Origin of the sequence: Leptospira sp. WS58.C1, assembly GCF_040833995.1 — a bacterium.
GTDB lineage: Bacteria > Spirochaetota > Leptospiria > Leptospirales > Leptospiraceae > Leptospira_B > Leptospira_B cinconiae.
The window spans coordinates 71,760-90,997 of record NZ_CP162138.1 but is presented as its reverse complement, the minus strand read 5'-3'; the positions used below and the strand labels follow the sequence as shown (position 1 = coordinate 90,997).

Here is a 19,238-nt window from a genome sequence, read left to right as displayed (position 1 = left end):
GGTCTACTAAATCTATCAGAATAGCAACAATTAGAAACTTACTTTTTGGAAGAATTTTGCAGATTAAATCGAGAATAACGAGCTTTCAAGGAAAAATGTTCACTTTCATGTGATGAATCTACAGATTCAAAAGTCAATTCTGTCTCCTGAGAAGTAATAACTGGAAATCCGTAGTACTTATTTTTATGCAAAATCTGCTTCTTTTGCTTCTTCCGATTCGAAACGAAGTCAAGATGGCTTTGTAATCTGTTTTGTAGTATCTTCGACGAGACATTCACAGCACTGAGAAGCTTTTTCCTGGCAATTTCAAGAATTCCAAGATCGAGATCATATCCAATACTATTTCTAGAAGAAAGAAGTGCAGCAAGCGACGTAGTTCCAGTTCCTAAAAATGGGTCCAAGACCGTATCACCCTTTATGGAAAACATGTTCACCAATCGATAGGCGAAATCCACAGGAAATGCCGCCGTCCTTTCCCGAGAAGCTCCTACATCCTTAAAAATTTGTCTTTCTCCTTTTAGATCCCAGATATCCGAGAACCAGATATTCCTTTCTTCCCAGAAGAAGGCGCTATTTCGTCGGATCTCCATCTCCGATTTAGAATACTTTCTTAATCCACCTTTTCGAAAGACCAAAATATACTCATGCTCATAGGTAACATAGGCGCCCACTGGAAACATTCCGGAGCCCATAAATTTAGTAGGGGAATTAGTCTGTTTTCTCCAAAGAATATCTGGCAATGAAGTAAAGCCGAAGTTACGACAAGCCCATAAAATCCTGGAATGATTCGAAAACAGACAGAATTCACCTCCGACACTTCGAGTAGCGTCGCCTATGTTTACAAGCAGGATCCCACCCTCTTTCAAGACGCGAAAGCATTCTTTCCAGACCTTATCCAGTTGTAAATGCATTGCCTCAAACGCATCGTTTCCCAGGTTTTTGGAAAGAGCGCTCTTAGTCTTTTTGTCCCAGTTTTTGAAGAGATCGTCCCACATTCCAACCATGGGGTAAGGTGGCGAAGTTACTACAAGATTGATACTTTCATCCGAAAGCTTATCCATTTTTCTCGAATCGGAATTATATAATATATGAGAAGTTTCCGGAACGAGTATTTCCTTCATACACGTTCCGCATGTTTCAAGAGTGTCCTAAATTGGCTATTCAAATTTAGAAAACTAAAATAAGAAGAAGGACCAGTCGAAGATACGACAAAATCCAAACCTATTACTTTTTACCGTGGATCTTTTTGTCGATCAACTCATTTAGAAGATCCGCAAGGTCCTGAAACTCATCCCCGCTTCGGATCCGGATCTTATCCACGTCTTTACCTTCCAACAGCAACTTTAGATTTTTCTTAATATTGTAGATCGGTCCCGCCATTTTATGGGAATAAAGCAAAACGAATATAGCAGAAAGCAGAAGATACAATAAAGAGAATAGCAGAATTCCCTTAAATTGGATCGTAAACAGATCCAAACCGTGATCATAATCGGGAAGAGCGAGTTCCTTCTCCACAAACTTGTCCTTCTCTTCCCCGTTAACGATCTCAAATCCTTTTTGATAGACTTTAACAGTGTCCTGGCGAAGTCTGAAAACGACTCCCTTGTCGTACTTGGTAGAATGGACCCAAAATAAAAATCCGAGAGTAAGCAGTAACCCGAAGATGAATAATAAGGAAAAATTTAAGAAGAACCTTAATTGAAAGTCCTTGTCGATCAGATAATTGGCGAGATGTCTTTTATACCGAGGAGTCTTTGCGGAGGGGTTTGGTGTTTCTTCAGACATGGGAATTAGCCTTCTTTGGTAGAATTTCTTTAAAATTCTCCACATGTCAAAAATAATTCGATTTTAGCGAAGTTGAATCACCTCCATTACCGAATCTCTTTGGATTTTTATTTCCTTTTCAAGAGTTTGCAAATACATAAAATTTTCGTCCATGTCAACGATCACACCTTCTAACCTCTCACCGTTGGATAGTATAACCCTTTCCAACCTTTGATATTCGTTAAATAGATCGTCCTTATTGGAGAAAGATTTTTCGGAATTTCTAGGAATTTCATCTACTTGAAGTTCTGAAAATTTGAATCCAAGTTCCTTTTGTTCTGCAGAAGTCAGAAAAGTACGCTGAAATCCTTTTGCCTCTAATCGGATCTTTTGTCCTGGTTCCAAAACTTGTTCTCCGCGGTTCGGTTCACTGCTACTTTTTGCTGCTACTCTTCCTTCCAAAACGGAGACGATCGTTCCTTCTTTCGGCTTTTCTCTGACTTCGAATTTTGTTCCTCTGACTTCTACCAAACCTGTTTCGGTAATGATCCTAAATTCGTCCTTTTTCAGGTTCTTATGTAGATGGACTAAGATACTACCGTTGCGAAGTCGGAAAGATTGTTTTCCTTCTTTCATGATCTCGAGTTCCGTAGATTCTTCCAAGATCATACCTTCTCCCTTTGCAATGTTTAAGAAAAGTTTAGAATCCTGTTCTGTCTTCAAGATTTGGCCGGAACCTACCGACTCACCTTCGTTTAAGGCCAAAAGTTTTTCTGAATCAGGAGAGAATAAGTATCCTTTTCCGATAATTTTAGTTATAGATATTCCGAACTCGGTCTTTACGGGAGTAACTTTAGAATTTTGTAAAACAATAAAGCTGAATGCTCCGATCAATATCGCAGCTGCAGAAGCAAGAGTATATAATAACGGTTTGTTAAAGCTAATAACCTTAGAAGTTTGGGCCTTTTCGTAAATTTCCTCGAAAGAAATATGTACAGGAGGACTCACCCAAGATTTGGAAAGCATGTCGGACAATTTTTCGATAGAAGAGCTGTATTCGTTCTTCTCTCCTTCGATCGCCTTTCGTATTTTATGTTCGAAATTTTCGTCCATCTTCCCTTCAAACAGCCTTTTTGTATTATTCCATCGGCAGAATTTGTTTGTTTTTTGCGATCTCTATGAGCTTTCCGGTCGCCTTTACAACCAATCTGGATGCAGTCGCAACCGAGATCCCCATGATATCCGCAATATCAGCCAACGTGTATTTTTCTAAATTCTTTAATACTAAAGCGTATCTTTCTCCTTCTTCTAAGTCGTCCAAACAATCCATCAACCTGGTTTCCAAATCGGAAAGTTCGGTCTTTCTTACAAAACTCTGCCCTTCTTCCCGATAACTTCCCATATCGTCCGTCCCAGATTCTTTTACCGTGGAGAACTTCTTGGCATAGTTGATCGATCGATTTCTTGCGATGGTATACAACAGCTTTAGGGCTTGCTCTTTGTTTAAGTCAGAATTGGAATACTTCTTAAAAAAATTAAGAAAGGTATCCTGCATTAGGTCAGAGGCGGTTTCCGGATTTCCGGTATACTTATACAAGAAATCAAAAATTCTCCCGTTGGATTCCCTATACAGGGTTTCCATAAAATCTTTTCGGGATGCCATTACACAAAGATTCCAACTCGAAACGCTAATTCAAGTAATTTCCGACGGCTGTTTTAAACTATACCCTTTTCTCCTCTTCGCGAATGGGCTTTGATTGAAATAACACATCGAGTCGGCATTTTTTACACGAAGGAGAAAATTTTCTAAGATCACTTCGATTTTTTCGATTTCAGGAATCAGAAGAAGATTCGCCCTGAGTTTGAAGCAGTCCGAATTCGGAGAGAATGAATTTCTGCAACCGGAATTGGGATCGAAGTTCTGTAGTATCTTCGACGGAGGAAAGAGAGTCCTTTGGAAAAGCTGTCGAAGATACTACAGAACTTAGCTATTCCTTTCATCTATGAGACATAATTTTTTAGTCTACAAGCACTCCAGATCTTTTTCGGGCAAACCGATAGAGTTCATATCCCCCCTTTGTCTTTATGAACCTTACCAGAATGAGTCGATACATCCAAATCATTGCCCTTTTTGTAGTAACTTCGACCCTTCTCCACCCATCTCCAGAGGTCTCCTTCCCGAACGAAACTCCCGAATCAAAACCTCTCTTAAGGGTTCTACCTGCCTTCAGGAAAGAAGAATGCGACTGGGCCATTCGATGGGATGTATGCTTAAGATGTATTTCGAGTAGATACAGGTACGCACAACGGATACACTTCTATCCATCCGGAGTGTATAGGGAACATGGATGTTATTCTGAAGAAAAAGGCTTCTTTTTGATAGACGAAGATTAAGCAGGAAAGAAAGAGCCGGAAAATTCCGGCCCTTGGTTGTTAAAAATTACTTCTTACAAGTAGCGAGAGCCGCAAGTGTTTTAGAAGATTTTAAACAAGTAAGATCGTATTTACCAGTCATACACTCTTTAAGTAGATGAGCGGAAATTTGACCTTGCATAGCTTTCAATTTTTCAGTCTGCTCTGGAGTTTGACCAACGGAAAGATTGGAAATCAATTCGTTAACAACTGGATCACATTCTGCTTGGCTTACTTTCGCTCCGCCGCAAGAAATAAGACCTGCAAAAATTAGAATCGTAAGGATCGAAAAAAACGTGTTTTTCATGCAAAGACCTCTGCGAATTTTTAATTCTATGTCGCCAATATTAGCTCGAGTCGAAGCTCCTACTAGATAAGATCGAAAATTTCCAAAACCTTGGAGAATTCCGACATTTTAACGACGAAGGCCATTCTAACGATTCCCACCTATTAGAAAAGTTATTTTTTAGTCGGGAAGATAGTTATACCGTAATAGGACACGGACTTTTCTCCCTTGAAGGTCAGTATCCTTTTTTTGGATTCGTACTTCCAGCTTCCTGCATTTACTAGTACTTCGAAACCTTTTCCGTAATGTATTTCGGGGAGAAAGATCTCTGCTACTGGAATTTCATCCCCTTCTTTTCTGAAAGAATATTTAAACATGGATTTTTCCATATCAAAACTGATAGCTTCCGGGTTTCCTTTGGTTCGGATCGGATACGGCCTGGAGAATGCTCTAACTGCTCTTCCCCCATCTTCATCTATACTTTTAGGAGTGTCCAAAGAATAAAGTGAAAGATCTTCTTCATTCCATCGATCTCCCAAGCTATGGGTATTGTCAGGAGTGTAATTCCAGAGTGTATAATGTACGAAATTTTTCTCGATCGAAGTGATGATACGATCGAGAGAAGCTTCCAAATGAGAATAATTTTTCGTTTTGAACGCCAAACGTCCGTTCATATCCATCGGGATACCTGTTTCTCCGACCACCGTAGGACAGTTATTCATCTTCTTTATTGAAACTTCTTTGATCATTCGGATTGTATCTTCGTAGGCCTTCTCTACATTCTTTTTTCCGAATATTGGGATCTGTTTAAAGATATGAACTCCGAACCAAGGAATATAACGTTTAAACATCAAAACAGAAACATCGTACCAATGAGTCGCGTTGATTACCGTTCCTTCTCCTTTTTTCGGTTTTTCATTCCAATCTAATTCTAAACTTCCCGGATCCGATTCGATGAAGATGGAGAATTTTTTCTGAACGGATTGTATTCTAGTCTTAAATCTTTTGATAAAAGGAAGCATGAACTCCGGGTAAAATTCTATCTTCCTTCCTCTATATTTATTAAAATAATCGGGGCGAAGGAGCATAGGAGCGCCATTCGGATCGTAATCCCAAACTCCATGTTGTCTCCAGATACAATGTTTTCCTTCCTGCCATAGAGGGACCGACTTCGGATTTAACTTTGTTTTTCCTAAATTAAACCCGGTAAAGCCGAGCATATAAGCGTTGTTTGCTCTAACCGTTCTACCTTCGGACAAGAACATTTCTTGGAAAGGAGAAGTACTCAGAACTTTACCGAAACCTAATCCGGAAAATTCCCCTATATTTTTTTTGCCGATCCATCCGGGAGAAGGTTCGTTTAAGGAATCGAATCCAAGGACGTTTTTATATTTCGAAACCTTCTTCGCTATACGACACATCGCTTCTATATAATGATCTTGTAAAAAGGTTTCTACGTTCTTGCCGCGAATAGAAAGTTTAGGCGCGAATGTTTTTCCTCCGAAGAATAAGGTGAACATCGTAGCACAGGCATATTTCTGGTAGTTTAATGGCCAGGACATTCTTCTATAATTCCTGCCCTGGAAATGATGAACGATTGCAGTATCGGAATCTTTAATATTCTCGATGTTCATTCCGACTTCTTCCAAGGTCCAACCTGGGGCGCCATCTCCCCCTGTGAATCTGGACCAAACGTCCTGGTGCGGATCCATAAAAACGTAGAACCCTTTTTTGTCGGCAAGCGCCACCATTCTTTCGATATAATCTAGATATGCTTGGTCGTACTTGCCTGGGCCTAAATGCTCCACTGCTTCCCAGGTTACGAGGAAGCGAAGAAAGTTGAATCCCCACTTCTTCAAACGATCCAAATGTTCGCCGGCTTCCTTCTCCTCTAAAGGCCTACCAACAAATGAAACTTTTCGATGATCGTGAAATGTTAAAGACTGATCGAAATGTGTCGTCCCATCCGGTTTGAATGGAAGTTTGGAACTTCCAGATAAGTTCACTCCTCTCAATTGGAGAATATACCCTTCCGAATCTATAAAATTCCCGTCTTCTACCTTGATTTCCAGCATTGGGTCTTAATCTTCCCCGAATTGAATCTTCGCGTCTTCGTATCCACGGCTAATCAGATAGTCCGCTTGCACTTGAGAGAAATTTAATATACTTCCGAAACCGAGAGAAGTCCTCGGACCGATGACTCTGATCTTATAATCCGTTTTTTCGGGTTCGGAAAAGGATAATAATGATTTTGTGAATCCTTTCTTCTTATTATCCTTTTGTTTTTTTTGGTATTGCAAGTTCGCCATGATGGTCTGGAAGGACCCGATCAAAGAAAGTTCAAAAACTCTCTCAAGCCCGTCCCTTCTGCTCCGCGGAAGTCCCATATTCACTCCTCCCACAGGAGACAATAATACAACCACGATCTCTTTTGCGCCTCTTTCTACAGCAGGGAGGATCGGAACATTCGCCATCACCCCGCCGTCCCAATGAGGTTTTCCATCCACATACTGCCAAGGGAAGATCAAGGGTATGGCAGAAGAAGCCATTACATGTTCTATATCTATGTCCTTGTTTCCGAAAAAAACCAGCTCGGCGGTAAGTATATTCACCGCAGTGATGATGATCTCCATCGGATTATTTCGAATATTACGAAAATCTAATTGAGAGTAGAGTAAATATTTTAGCGGAGTTGTATCTGCAAGAGGAGAAAACCTTCGAAAGATCAAGTCCAGAAAATCGTTCCAGATGGAATATTTCATCACTTTTTGGATTTCGATGGATTTCCAAAGTTGTACAATCCTGGCAGCGTCCATACCGCATCCTAAGGCGGAAGCAGTGATCGCTCCGACGGAAGTCCCGCAGACTATATCCGGTTTAAATCCGATTTCTTCTAAATATTTTAGGACCCCGGCATGATACGCCCCTCGAGCGCCCCCACCGGATAAAACCAAAGCCCGCTTCATTCCAAATAAAATCCTGCCGGAGTCAGTCTTAGGTTTCGCAGGTAAATTTCAAGACGGAATATTGGTTTGGAGTTTTGTAGTATCTTCGACGATTTTACGCAAGTTCGTCTTAGCGCGATTATCGGCAGCTAATATGAACTTAGGATTTGGAAAAATGGATTGGGATACTGGGATTGGCGTCGAAGTTACTACAGATTTTGCTCTCGGGAATTCCCCAAGTTCTACAATATCGTAAAAGGAAGAAATTAAAACCTTCTGAGTGTCTGCGTCTAGCTACGCTAAATGCCCGAAAGTGACCAATTCTCGGAACTCAGAAAGGCCAGTGGTCTGATGGTATTGCAATAGGTCCAAGAGGTCCTTTTGCAGGGGCCTGGGCTATTGCTCAGCCACCTCACAGGTCATTTTCTTGCTGCAACTGTCGCTACTCAACTAAACCACCTCCTTTAACGTGTGGCCAGACAGTATTCTGTCACATTAAAAAGTCAAGAAATGTCCGCATTTTTTTAGGGATTTCTGAAACATGTTTCCAAAGCGCAACTTAGGAAACTATTTTCACCTTTCTGGAAAGATAGAGAGCGAGAAGATTAAAACCGACCGCAAAGTAGCCGACTACATCAAATCTTTCGAAAGTTCCATTTGGCAACTGAATCAGGATTGCACCCGCGAGAAGTGCTCCGATACCTGTGGCCACACTTTGTAAACTGGAATTCACAGACATGAAACTTCCCCTCACTTCCGGGCGGATGGCAGAAGTTAACATCGCCATAGAGGGAATCACCCGACCGGATACTAAGACCATAAAAACTGTCGTAACTCCGAGGGCCATGTACACCGGCAAATCCTTAGGCAAATGGGTAATTGCAAGAATAGGTAACAAGGCGAGAAGCACAAGGATCAAAAAGATCTTATGTTTTCCAAATTTATCAGACAGAAATCCTACAATCCAAGAAGAAACGAAAGTACAGATCCCTCCGATCTCGTAGATATGGCTGACTTGAGTTTTGGAAAAGCCCATATTCCTTTCCATAAAAACGGCTATCGAAGTTACGACAGTAAATCCTCCCAAGATCACACTCATAAAAAACGCCAGTGCCACCAAATGATCCCTTTTCGAAAGTACATTGATCAGCTGGCTGAAATCCGCCATCTTCTGCTTTTCCATTTTAGAAGGAAGGCTAGGTAAATATAAAATGGCCAGAACTAAGATCGGAAGGCCGAGGACCACGATAAACGCAAATGTATAATTCCAACCGGAACTCATGGCAATTCGGATACCCGAAGGAACTCCTAAAACCGAGGCTGCCGAGAAAGCTCCCATTACCCCGCCCATTGCCTTCCCTCTCTTTTCAATCGGAAAAACGTCACCTATTATAGAAAGAATAACTCCGCTGATCATTCCCCCGAAAATCCCGGCCGTGATCCTTGCAAAAAGAAGGAAAGAATACGTATTTGCAACCGCACAAAGCGCAGTTCCTACCAAAAAACCTATATATAAAAAGATAGCGGCGGACTTACGATTAAAACGATCAATAAAATTCGCTCCGATCAAAGCCGCGATCGCAGCTGCAAATGAGTAAGAAGAAAGAACGAAAGAAAACATTGCAGTATCGATCTGGAACTGCTTCAGAAAATAATCCTGAAGCGGGAACATGATCATAAAATCCATGATATTCGTGAACTGAATACTCGCAAGAAGCAGGATCAGGAATAATTCATGACGAACTATTTTTTTCCGAGGAACTGAAGCTACCGATTCCATATACTTAACCAGATTTTTTTAGGAGGGTTATAAAGAGATAAATTTTTAGAAGTTCCCCATTCTACTCATATAAATTTGTTCTTACAAAGTATGGACATTATATCGATCTGGACGATCGTCTAGAACTTAGTTCAAGAAATTTCCAAAATTATAAAACAAGGTTTTTTATGCGAGTTTGGATGACGAATCGGCACCCTCGTTTCTTTCTTAGCTAAGAAAATATTTTTCCGATTTTTAATGCTTGGATTTTTTACTTCCGTTCTCCAAAGCGTATAAACCTAAATCTTCATCCGTCTATCTGATTATCCGCTATGAAACTCAGAAGATATCTTTCGGAAGACTTTTCTTATTCTAGATCCGGGGAAATCCGTAGACTTCGGACCCTAGACAATGATAAGTCGATCAGGATCTTAAGTATTTTCGCTCTTATTGTGTCTTGTCTTCTTCTTGCGCAAAATTTCCTTTCACCGGGGACACCTAGCGGTGGGCAAGTCCAATTTTTGTACGGTTTGAGCTTTGGAAGTTCTGCATTATTCTCAAGTTTAATGCTGGCTGTCCTAGCGCTAAATGATGGGAAGGGTAAAAAACTTTCCTATTTAGCAATGATAGTCTACGTGGGACTACTCACATTAACCACCACTTTTGCGACATTAGTGGACCAGTACCACACCTCCGACTACTCCGCTTTTTGTTTCGGATTACTTCTTCTTCCGCTATTTCTTCGGGCAAGTTTTGTGACCTACCTGACGATTGTATTTATCAACTTGTTTTTCTTTTCGTTGGGGTATTCTTATATAATAGAAAGGGAATTAACTTTCTCAGTAATAACCCCCATCTTCGCGTTCTCCATAGCAAGTATAGGAACGGCAATCAATGTCGAAGGCACCCGCTTAAAAAGTAACCTTCTACAATTACAACTAGAAGAATCCAATAAAAATCTGAAAGAGTTATCTCATAAGGATTCCTTAACCGGACTTTTTAATAGAAGGCATTTAATGGAATCTTTAAATACCCTTTTAGCCGCATCCAAAAGATATGATTTTCCTTTGTCGGTACTTCTTCTCGATTTGGACCATTTTAAAAAGGCGAACGATTCTTTGGGGCACCAAGTGGGAGACAAACTACTAGCTACAATCGGAAGATTATTATCCGGATTAGTGAGAGATTGTGATGTAGCTGCCCGTTACGGGGGAGAAGAATTCTGCGTTGTACTTTCCAACACGAATATTGAAGGAGCGAAATTCGTCGCGGAGAGGATCCGGGTTAGAATCGAAACTGAGACCTTCGAAGAGATCCCTTGGACGATTACCGTAAGTATCGGCGTAGCAACCAGAGACAATGACGAGACTCCGGAAGATTTCCTAAAAGCAGCAGATAAGAAATTATACGAATCAAAGGCCGCCGGAAGGAACAGAGTTTCCGCTTAGTTCGGGTTCGAATAAAGAAATCCTAATATATCTTCCTAAAAACTGACCTAAAAAACTGACACCCAAAGCTGGGATTGTCGGAGGCAGCCATTCCGGTCCGAAAAATTTCAGGCCCAACCATACAATCATCCCCGAGAACATAGCATACACTGCCCCGGTTGCGTTCGCATCTTTCCAAAAAATTGCGGCAACCAATGGAACAAAAAGGGAAACCAAACTTATGGAAGAAGAATCGGCTACCAACTGATAAATATTCGTTTCACTCAGCGCCATTCCTGTGGATACGAATGCCACTATCAACACGGAAAAACGCATCACTCTCAATAATAATTTCTCGGAAGGATTTTTTAAAGTAGGACGGATCAAATTCTCTCCTAAAACGGAAGCGGGAGCTAAGATCGCGCCTGAAGCTGTACTTAAGATAGCGGAAAGTAATGCTCCGAAAAAAAGAATCTGAATAAACAAAGTAGAATGTAATAACACTACATGAGGAAGTATCATTTGATTATCCCCCGCCGCTATCTCAGGATAAACTCTTCTTGCAAAATATCCAGCAAGCAAAGGTAAAAATGCGACGGTCAGATACAATCCCCCGCCCAACAGAGAGGAATACACGGCAACCTTTTCCGACTTAGAAGACATCACTCTTTGAAAAATATCCTGTTGTGGAATAGAGCCTAACCCTATCGTCATCCAAGCTGCAATATAAGCGAGGATTGCTTCCGTTTGTAATGGCGGAAAAAAGGAAAAAAATCCCGGCTTCGCCGTCGCAATCACAGTTTGAAATCCACCGGCCTTTCCTTGTAGGTCCCAAACCAAAACCAAAAGCCCTACTATGATCAAAATGGTCTGTAAGAAATCCGTAATGGAAATCGCCCACATACCTCCGATATATGTGTAAATCAATACGACAACGGATGCCAATAATATTCCTACATACATATCGAATCCGAATAAGGAATGAATGACAATACCCATTGCTACTAATTGAGCCGCAATCCAGCCGAAATAGGAAGGGATCATGAATAGTGCGGAAAGAAATTCCACCCTTCGGCCGAAACGATTTTTGTATAAGTCTCCGAAAGTGAGAATGTTCATCCTATACAAGGGTCTAGCAAAGAATATCCCTACTAAAAAAAGACAAAGGGCCGCCCCGAAAGGATCTTCGATCACCGCTAGGACCCCTCCGTCTACAAACTTGGAAGAAGCTCCCATCAATGTTTCCGAACCGAACCAAGTGGCAAACAAAGCGGACGATGCAAGAACAAGCGGAAGTTTTCTTCCGGCTAACACATAATCCTGGGAACTTTTTACAAATCTGGAGGCAAATGCTCCGATTAAAATGGTTATACAAATATATAAAATGACAAAGAGACCGAGCAATTCAGAGAGTCCTGTGAGAAAACTTATTAATTGTGATCCTGAAATTCAGAGAATGAAAACGCAAGCGATAATAACAAAGAGGATCAATCGATATCCAGGATCAACAGAGTGATATCGTCTTGGATAGAGGTTTTAGAAATAAAATTTTGGAGATCGGAAAGTATTCTTTCTGCTTGGACCTGAGGTTCGAACTGAACATTTGCGCGAATGGAATGCAAAAATCTTTCTTCTCCGTATTCCGATTTATCTTCATTGAACTGTTCGTAGATCCCGTCCGAAAAAAGAAAGATCCGATCTCTTGATTCTATCTTATATTCTTCGGTTCTATATGGATAATCTTTTACAAAACCTAAGATGGCCCCCGTTTTAGGCATCTCTACCATTTGATAGGAACGTACTAAAAATTGGGATATATGACCCGCGGATGCAAAATAAACTTTTTTCTCCGATAGATCCACGTCGCAAATCGCTCCCGTAAAATAGAGAGTTTTATATTTAAGTAAAATAGAATTATTAAGTTCAAAAAGTATTTCTCCCGGTCTCTCTAAAGAGGATTTTAGTCCTTCGTATTCCCCCTTGATTGCCATAGTTACTAAAGCCGCTTGCACTCCGTGACCGGTAGCATCAGCCAAAAAGAATCTATATCTCCCATTACTTAATCTGCATATATCGTAGAAGTCCCCTCCTACCTCGTCCATAGGCAGATAATTGACGGAATATCTTAAGCCCGGGATATTTTTTAGTTCCGGAAGGATACTTCTTTGGATCTTTTGGGAATACAACATATCCTTTCGGATGATCGAAAGGGATTTGGCTAATTCTTCCGTTCTTTCGTTTACTTTTCTTTCCAGCTCGAAATTCATACGAGTGATATCCTCATATAACTTGGCATTCTCCAGTGAAATCGCTGCCTGTGCGGAAAGTATTTCCAAAATTTCTAATCTATGTTCGTCGAAGATACCGGCAGTAAGTCGATTTTCCAAATAAAGAACACATAATGTTCTTCCTTGTTTTGTGATCGGCATACATAACAGGGACTTCGGTTTACTTCTTTTGATATAAGGATTTACGGAATAAAAAGAATCTTTTGCCGCATCCGAGATCAAAACCTTCTGTCCGGAACGGAAACAAAAATACACCACTTCCAAAGGAAGAAGATGGCCCGCTTCATCGAGCGAGATTGGTTTGGGCAAAAAGCCCGGTTCTTCTATATCCGACCCTGCCATCAAAAACAATTCTTTGTTTTGAGGGAGAATTAAAAAACCTCGAGTTGCCGCGGCATTTTCCATAATTGTGCGAATCAACTGCCTAAGTAATTCACCTAATTCGATAACTCCCGAAATACTTTGAGAGGCCTTAAGCACAGTCCTGAGGTCCAAATCGAAGGATGTGGGAAGAATTGAATCCGCCAGGATTTTTTCCATGGAACGTTTCGTAGTTCCTTGAGGACGAAGCAACTCTCCATGTTCGTCCCTAAGTAAGTTTACGATTGATTTGGCTCCCCAAGAACCGTATAGCCTTACCGCATTTTGTATCAAAAATTTTCCGTAGGAAGTCCTACCCTGTTCTATATTCCATTCCGCAACATGTTGGTATACGACTGCCTTTCTAAAATCGTTCGGCTCCGATTCCACTTGTTGTATGGCCATATCGAAATACAGGGAAGAATTCTCCTTTCTTCCAGCGTAATCCTCGTAAAGCCCACCTAATATAAAATAAAATAATTGAAAACTAGGCGGATAGATCTTCGACCAAAGTTTAAATAAATATAATGAATATCTAAAGAAGAACTTCTCGCTCAATTTTAACTTTTTTCTACGCAACTTTAAAAGACCTAAGGATCTATAAAACCGATACTCTGAATAAATAAACATGATCCTGGATTTTTCCAGATCGGAATGGTAATTTTTAAAAATTCTTTCCGCCTCCAAATAATAGCCCGATAAATATGCAAGAGATCCGAATAGGGTCGCATACCAAGAATTAGCGGTTCCGTTCCCTGCGGATTCCAGGACCTGAGACTCGAATTCACGGTCCGTGTACAAATTTTCCTTGTACCGCACGGTTTCAGTGGATTTTCCTTCTAAACGATCCAAATAAGAATCGGAAGAATGTAAAAGGATCATCAGAATATCGTAATTTAATTTGGATCCCCTTTCTAAATTTTCCCTGATCTTTTCCCGGTACGAAAGGGAATTTTCCGCGGAATATAACTGGTTCGTATTTTGGGAGAAAAGTGCGAATGCAGCCCAAAGATAATCCCCATACTGCATACATTTATGGAACGCTTCCTCCGTATAATCCACTATGGAACGGAATGGATACATGAAATAATCCAAAAGAATGGTCCGGCCAAACACGAACCTTCCGTAAAGTTCATCCGATTTAAACTTTTTTAATATCTTTTCCGCCAAGGTCCAATATCTCATAGACTGTTGGAAATTTCCAGTGATAGAAAGTAATATGGATCCGAAGCCTGCGTAACCGAAAAAGCTGAAAGGAGCATTTCCTTCTTTCAAAGTAAGGTTGATTAGCTTCAAATAAATATAAGCCATAACCTTCATATCCATATGTTTTCCGTAATTCAGAAGGTTGACCAAAATATTCAAAGCTTCCGTTTTATACGGATCTTTGCTGTCTTTAGCATTTACTAACTTTTCCGGAGATCTTCCTCTACTATAAAAGATCATCTTCAATACTTCACCGAACACCGCTAAAAAACCCGGCTTTTCCTTGAAACCTGTACCGAGCGATTGAAGCGCCTTGATCCCTATTTTGGATGCGGAGTCAAGATCGTTATAAACGTTCATCACTTCCAATTGCATTAGGTAAACGTCCGCCTTTTCGGATGGACTTTGCAGTTTGGAAAGTAAATCGGATACGATCTTCTCCGCCTCTTCTCTTCTGGATAAATAATATGCCGATTCCGCAAGAGATTTTAGGATATGGATCGCATTCTTTCTGTCTTTTTGCCAATAAGAGTCTTTGAGTTGAGAAGCAAGCAAACTGAAAAAAGAATAAGAAGATTCGTAAGCGGCCCCGGCTTTGGCAGAATTTCCTGCGAGTATCGTATAATGGAAGAAGTCTTCATTCTCCTGTCCGTTCGTATATAATTCTCTGGAACGCAGAAGATGATTTGCAATATCTAAGATCAGCTCGGATCCGCCGGATTTTTTTTCTCTTTCGATCAATAGTCTAGCAAGAGTATTATGGATCCTTGCTTTTTCGGAAGAGTCCGTAGCATCCAAAATACTTTGGATCATTCTATCATGAGAAAAATGAAATTGGATATCGGATAGAGAGGAATACATTCCGGACTCTTCTATCTTTTTTTGGGAAATATACTGCAAAGCCGGAAATAACATATTTCCGGATTCTCTATAAAATACGATCCCTTCTCGGACTGCTTCTCGAATTCCCCTAGACAAAACACCTGGCCGAGCCTTAAAAAAATCGTACATATCTTTCAGATCGAATTTTGCGCCGATACAGGCCCCTACTCTCAGGACTTCCAAGGTCTCGTCGGGAAGTTTCCCCACTTTATCCAGAAATAGATCTAAAACGTTATCCGTAACCGCTCTTTGCAAAAGGCGATCCCAGTCCACTATATGATATGCGGTTTTCGTATCGAAACTTAGGCAACCCTCTTCATACAGGGATCTCAAGAATTGGTGCAAAAATAAAGGATTACCTCCCGTCTTAGAAACAAGAACTTCCGCAAGTCGACTTGCATCCTCGGCGGATACATGGATACTATCGGATACATATTTAAATACGCTATGTTCATTCAAAGGAGAAAGTCGTATTTCTCTCAGATCCAAACCTAAGGGTCCTGGTTTTACCGTAATATTCGGAAAAAAATCCGCATCCTCAGATCGACTAGTGAGAACAAAAAGTAATCCTTCCCAATCTTCACTGTTCAAAATGAATTCTAGTAAAGCCAGGGAAGCCGAATCCGCCCATTGAAGATCATCCACCAAAATAATAGCGGGATTTTTTCGATCAAAACATAGAGTCAGAAATTTAAGAGCGACTGCAAACAGGACCTTTTCGTCCTTCTGCCTCTTATGCGTTTTTACCGGTATTTCTATTCCTAAAGTTTTTCCCAGGTCCGGCAAAAATTGGGTAAGGATCTCGATATTATCTCCTAAGGTTTCCTTAATATAATTTTTTAATAAAATGATTTCCTCTTCTTTTTTCTGAAGGATCCTTCTTAAAAGATCGTCCATAATCTGGCGGAACGCATAATACGGGATCTCCTTTTTATCTTCTTCGAATTTTCCACGCAAAAGGACCACTGAATAGATATCCAGATAAGTGATAGCATCCTCCACTAGCGCCGTTTTTCCGGTCCCTGATTTACCGCCGATAAAAATTGCGGACCTTCTTCCGTTAGTCACATTCACTATACTAGATTCGATCTCTTTTCTTTCCCGGTCCCTATCGTAGATCCTAGGAGAATCCCGAAAACCCACCTTTCTTTCATATACCCCGGGAACGAATTCAGAGAGCTTACGTTTAGACCTTAAAGAATCTTTAATACTCTTTAGATCATGTATCAGATTTTCCAAAGAGAAGTATCTTTCTTCCGGCATTTTGGAGAGCAATTTGTCCACCAAGGTAGAGATCGCAGCCGGAACATCCTCTCTTTTCTTAACTAGAGAAACCGGCGATCTTGCAATATGATAATGCACCATCTCCAAAGGGTCTTCCGTTTCAAACGGAGGAGCTCCCGAGATCATCTTATAAAATAGTGCGCCTAAGGAATATGCGTCGGATCTAAAATCGACCGGACGGTTCAATCTTCCCGTATTTTCCGGAGAACAATACGGTAGAATATCGAACGTATATCTAAGAGGTGCATAACTTCCCTTTTCGGAAAGGAGAAGGGAGGCTCCGCCTAACCAGGCAAGTTTGGTCTCACCGTTATCCGGATTATAAAAAAATGCACGTGGGGAAATTTGGTTATGAACTATCCCGAAAGAATGTAACCTTGCCAAATTTTCCGTGATCGCTAAGGCTATCTCTAAAAAAGTTTCTAGAGAAATGGATCCTGCCAAACTTTGGTGCAGAAGTTTAGAAGGAATATTTTCATACACCAGGCAGATACCGTCCGAATTTTCGAACATATCTTCCGGTTTAAGAATGCCGGGATCGCTGACCAATTTCCCCAATTCGAATTCATTCAGAAAATACACCGAAGAGGTTTCTTTCCCCTCCGGTCTTTGTATTCGAATGATCTTCGGTTCTCTAGTCCTACCTAATTTTCCTCTATACGTTTGGGAAAAACTGTCCTCGTACAACAATTCCCCCAATTCATAAGGAACCCTGTCTGTGGACAAATCCTGCATAATTTCCAATTTGATCTTTTTCGAAATCGTAACGGAATTTCGAAAACCTCGACTGAACTAATTTTTAAAGTTCACACTTTAGAGGGCGAATACTTTTGACGGGTAAATAACCAAACATAGTATATGTCGGCTATCGTTCCGAGTCCGCTCAAAACCTGAACGAAGTACTTATCCGGAAAGTATAAAAAGATGAAGATTGTAAAGAACCCGTTGCCCAAAAATTTTGCCCAAGAAACCGAATAAGAGAACATGTTCGGATCTCCGGTTTTCAGGAAAAGGATCGGATACATTACCGAAATAATCAGACTTAAGATATAAGCCGAATTAGATCCGGTAAAAAGATCATAACCTCCTATATAAAAGGTATAAATCAATAATCCCCAAGACGTCACCAAAATGCCCAAAAGGAATTTATATCCCTTGTCCGACAATGGCAAGGAAATTTGTTTTTTACCGAATCGGATCACCTGGTAGAAAATCACTATATCCAATACGAAGCCAAGTCTATAGCCCCAGAGTAATATCGCACCCATAGGTTCTTTAAAGCAGAATCCCCATAATAATTCCCAAATAATATTCCCACAGGCGATAAAAACGGGCATCTCGACGAATTTTTTCTTAAATGGTTCTATTAGAAGAACTGCATACATATATGCCCAGAAAGCCACACCCAAAAGTAAACAAATATTCTCAAACAGCGTATAACGTCCGAAATACTCCGGATCCGTTGCTAAAGTCTGCCAAAAACTCATCCTTTATAGTCTCCAATTCTCTCTTAATGAAGGCGGGATCCAGAATCTGGCTTTTTTTCCGCCGTAATAAAAATGATCCATAGAAAAAAGAAGTTTGGAAGCAAAATAAGCGACTAACTTTCCGAATCCCTCGTCATCGTCTACATGAGAGTCGACATCCTTAAAAATCCTTTCCATAAAATAACCCAAAGGATTTTTAGGAGGCCATCCTAGGCCGAGTACCTCGCTTGTTTTTTGTCCCATATATGTTTGCAGAAAAAATAATGGAAGACTATCGAATAAGTTCCCCGGAAGCATATACTCCATAAAGTCCAACAGGGATTTTGCAAGTATCTTGCCCGCGTCAGATGGTTTTTGTTGATCGTTAAAAATGGACTCGCCTAAGGAATGTGCGGTATCGTATCCTTCCGGACAAAGTTCCGGTTTTACACCTATAAAATGTCCAACCACTCTCCAGAGATGAATGTATGCGTCTTTTTCTTCCTGACTTAACTTTAAAGAAGATTGAGCCAGTCCATCCAGCACTAAGCTAGAAAAAGACTGCAAAGTACCTGCCATATCTTCTTGGTTGATCGGCCGCCCCCAAGCAGGATCCCAATCTTGTCCCTTCCTTAAAAAATAACGAATGGATGCATGCATTAATCGTACTTTCTGGGCAGTGCGTATCCCTTTTCCTTGAGGGCCCAGTCCATTCTCCTGAGCGACGGAGATCACAAACTGAGTGGTTTCCATGAGTCTTCTATTAACCCCATCAATCACTCCATTCTGTTCTATTAATCTTCCGGTTTTATAAAGTACCTGCGCTCCGTCTCCGCAAGAATATGCCATAGGAAGCGACTTTACACAAAGCATCATTAGGATCTGGGGACCATAAGTGGAGAATAGCCGCTCTCCCTTTGCGATCTTAGTTTTGTCCGCCCAAGAAGGAAGATCTTCCGTCTCATAAAAATATTTTTCTAGATAATCCGGCAGCCCGGAAGGAATAGGGTCCGAGTTCCTGGAAAGAGCATCGAAAAAAAGCATCGTTTTTTGCCGGTCAAAAGCGGATTCAGTAAAATATTTTGTGACAATCTCGTCTGCTAACGGATCAGTTTCATTTCGTAATGCGCGTAACTCGCTCGAATTCATTCTAAAACTT

At 40.7% G+C, this 19,238-nt stretch carries 14 protein-coding genes; 2 read left to right on the top strand and 12 right to left on the bottom strand.

Annotated elements, in window-relative coordinates:
• Positions 1 to 38 precede the first annotated feature (38 nt).
• The 4 genes from AB3N61_RS17455 to AB3N61_RS17440 all read right to left on the bottom strand — a co-directional run bounded on the left by AB3N61_RS17455 (position 39) and on the right by AB3N61_RS17440 (position 3,427).
• Positions 39 to 1,121: a DNA-methyltransferase gene (locus tag AB3N61_RS17455; protein WP_020770158.1), complete on the bottom strand. Its 1,083-nt coding sequence runs from the start codon at positions 1,119 to 1,121 to the stop codon at positions 39 to 41.
• A gap of 103 nt (positions 1,122 to 1,224) precedes the next feature.
• The gene (locus tag AB3N61_RS17450; protein WP_036089873.1) at positions 1,225 to 1,785 is read right to left on the bottom strand and encodes a hypothetical protein; all 561 of its coding nucleotides are present in this window, start codon (positions 1,783 to 1,785) and stop codon (positions 1,225 to 1,227) included.
• 63 nt (positions 1,786 to 1,848) lie between these two features.
• The gene (locus AB3N61_RS17445; RefSeq protein WP_367899297.1) at positions 1,849 to 2,877 is read right to left on the bottom strand and encodes a FecR domain-containing protein; all 1,029 of its coding nucleotides are present in this window, start codon (positions 2,875 to 2,877) and stop codon (positions 1,849 to 1,851) included.
• A gap of 25 nt (positions 2,878 to 2,902) precedes the next feature.
• Positions 2,903 to 3,427, bottom strand: coding sequence for an RNA polymerase sigma factor (locus tag AB3N61_RS17440; protein ID WP_020770024.1), 525 nt, complete (start codon positions 3,425 to 3,427; stop codon positions 2,903 to 2,905).
• Positions 3,428 to 3,864: 437 nt separating this feature from the next.
• On the opposite strand from AB3N61_RS17440, the gene AB3N61_RS17435 reads away from it, so the two are divergent.
• Positions 3,865 to 4,158: a hypothetical protein gene (locus tag AB3N61_RS17435; RefSeq protein ID WP_081603592.1), complete on the top strand. Its 294-nt coding sequence runs from the start codon at positions 3,865 to 3,867 to the stop codon at positions 4,156 to 4,158.
• Between the two features lie 46 nt (positions 4,159 to 4,204).
• On the opposite strand, the gene AB3N61_RS17430 is transcribed toward AB3N61_RS17435, so the two are convergent.
• The 4 genes from AB3N61_RS17430 to AB3N61_RS17415 all read right to left on the bottom strand — a co-directional run bounded on the left by AB3N61_RS17430 (position 4,205) and on the right by AB3N61_RS17415 (position 9,187).
• Complete coding sequence (locus AB3N61_RS17430; RefSeq protein ID WP_020770055.1) at positions 4,205 to 4,483, bottom strand: TIGR04454 family lipoprotein; 279 nt, start codon at positions 4,481 to 4,483, stop codon at positions 4,205 to 4,207.
• A 152-nt stretch (positions 4,484 to 4,635) separates the two neighbouring features.
• Positions 4,636 to 6,537 carry a cellulase family glycosylhydrolase gene (locus tag AB3N61_RS17425; protein ID WP_367899296.1) on the bottom strand — a complete coding sequence of 634 codons (1,902 nt, stop codon included), beginning with the start codon at positions 6,535 to 6,537 and terminating at the stop codon, positions 4,636 to 4,638.
• Between the two features lie 6 nt (positions 6,538 to 6,543).
• On the bottom strand, positions 6,544 to 7,428 hold the full coding sequence (locus tag AB3N61_RS17420) for a patatin-like phospholipase family protein (protein WP_367899295.1): 885 nt from the start codon (positions 7,426 to 7,428) through the stop codon (positions 6,544 to 6,546).
• A gap of 538 nt (positions 7,429 to 7,966) precedes the next feature.
• On the bottom strand, positions 7,967 to 9,187 hold the full coding sequence (locus AB3N61_RS17415; RefSeq protein WP_367899294.1) for an MFS transporter: 1,221 nt from the start codon (positions 9,185 to 9,187) through the stop codon (positions 7,967 to 7,969).
• Positions 9,188 to 9,498: 311 nt separating this feature from the next.
• Between AB3N61_RS17415 and AB3N61_RS17410 the strand changes: the two genes are divergently transcribed.
• Positions 9,499 to 10,614 carry a GGDEF domain-containing protein gene (locus AB3N61_RS17410; RefSeq protein ID WP_020770161.1) on the top strand — a complete coding sequence of 372 codons (1,116 nt, stop codon included), beginning with the start codon at positions 9,499 to 9,501 and terminating at the stop codon, positions 10,612 to 10,614.
• Here the strand turns inward: AB3N61_RS17410 and AB3N61_RS17405 are convergent.
• The 4 genes from AB3N61_RS17405 to AB3N61_RS17390 form a co-directional block, all read right to left on the bottom strand.
• Positions 10,579 to 11,997 (bottom strand): sodium:solute symporter family protein, encoded by a 1,419-nt coding sequence (locus AB3N61_RS17405; protein WP_020770173.1) that lies wholly within the window; start codon positions 11,995 to 11,997, stop codon positions 10,579 to 10,581. The genes AB3N61_RS17410 and AB3N61_RS17405 overlap by 36 nt on opposite strands.
• A gap of 83 nt (positions 11,998 to 12,080) precedes the next feature.
• Positions 12,081 to 17,348, bottom strand: coding sequence for a trifunctional serine/threonine-protein kinase/ATP-binding protein/SpoIIE family protein phosphatase (locus AB3N61_RS17400; RefSeq protein ID WP_367899293.1), 5,268 nt, complete (start codon positions 17,346 to 17,348; stop codon positions 12,081 to 12,083).
• A gap of 71 nt (positions 17,349 to 17,419) precedes the next feature.
• Positions 17,420 to 18,100, bottom strand: coding sequence for a membrane protein (locus AB3N61_RS17395; protein ID WP_020769933.1), 681 nt, complete (start codon positions 18,098 to 18,100; stop codon positions 17,420 to 17,422).
• Between the two features lie 3 nt (positions 18,101 to 18,103).
• Entirely contained in the window at positions 18,104 to 19,228 is a 1,125-nt protein-coding gene (locus AB3N61_RS17390) for an oxygenase MpaB family protein (RefSeq protein ID WP_367899292.1), read from the bottom strand.
• Positions 19,229 to 19,238 lie beyond the last annotated feature (10 nt).

What these genes read in the sequence shown, in the direction of transcription:
- AB3N61_RS17455 (WP_020770158.1), bottom strand. Translation starts at nt 1,121, where the DNA reads ATGAAGGAAATACTCGTTCCGGAAACTTCTCATATATTATATAATTCC.
- AB3N61_RS17450 (WP_036089873.1), bottom strand. Translation starts at nt 1,785, where the DNA reads ATGTCTGAAGAAACACCAAACCCCTCCGCAAAGACTCCTCGGTATAAA.
- AB3N61_RS17445 (WP_367899297.1), bottom strand. Translation starts at nt 2,877, where the DNA reads ATGGACGAAAATTTCGAACATAAAATACGAAAGGCGATCGAAGGAGAG.
- AB3N61_RS17440 (WP_020770024.1), bottom strand. Translation starts at nt 3,427, where the DNA reads ATGGCATCCCGAAAAGATTTTATGGAAACCCTGTATAGGGAATCCAAC.
- AB3N61_RS17435 (WP_081603592.1), top strand. Translation starts at nt 3,865, where the DNA reads ATGAGTCGATACATCCAAATCATTGCCCTTTTTGTAGTAACTTCGACC.
- AB3N61_RS17430 (WP_020770055.1), bottom strand. Translation starts at nt 4,483, where the DNA reads ATGAAAAACACGTTTTTTTCGATCCTTACGATTCTAATTTTTGCAGGT.
- AB3N61_RS17425 (WP_367899296.1), bottom strand. Translation starts at nt 6,537, where the DNA reads ATGCTGGAAATCAAGGTAGAAGACGGGAATTTTATAGATTCGGAAGGG.
- AB3N61_RS17420 (WP_367899295.1), bottom strand. Translation starts at nt 7,428, where the DNA reads ATGAAGCGGGCTTTGGTTTTATCCGGTGGGGGCGCTCGAGGGGCGTAT.
- AB3N61_RS17415 (WP_367899294.1), bottom strand. Translation starts at nt 9,187, where the DNA reads ATGGAATCGGTAGCTTCAGTTCCTCGGAAAAAAATAGTTCGTCATGAA.
- AB3N61_RS17410 (WP_020770161.1), top strand. Translation starts at nt 9,499, where the DNA reads ATGAAACTCAGAAGATATCTTTCGGAAGACTTTTCTTATTCTAGATCC.
- AB3N61_RS17400 (WP_367899293.1), bottom strand. Translation starts at nt 17,348, where the DNA reads ATGCAGGATTTGTCCACAGACAGGGTTCCTTATGAATTGGGGGAATTG.
- AB3N61_RS17395 (WP_020769933.1), bottom strand. Translation starts at nt 18,100, where the DNA reads ATGAGTTTTTGGCAGACTTTAGCAACGGATCCGGAGTATTTCGGACGT.
- AB3N61_RS17390 (WP_367899292.1), bottom strand. Translation starts at nt 19,228, where the DNA reads ATGAATTCGAGCGAGTTACGCGCATTACGAAATGAAACTGATCCGTTA.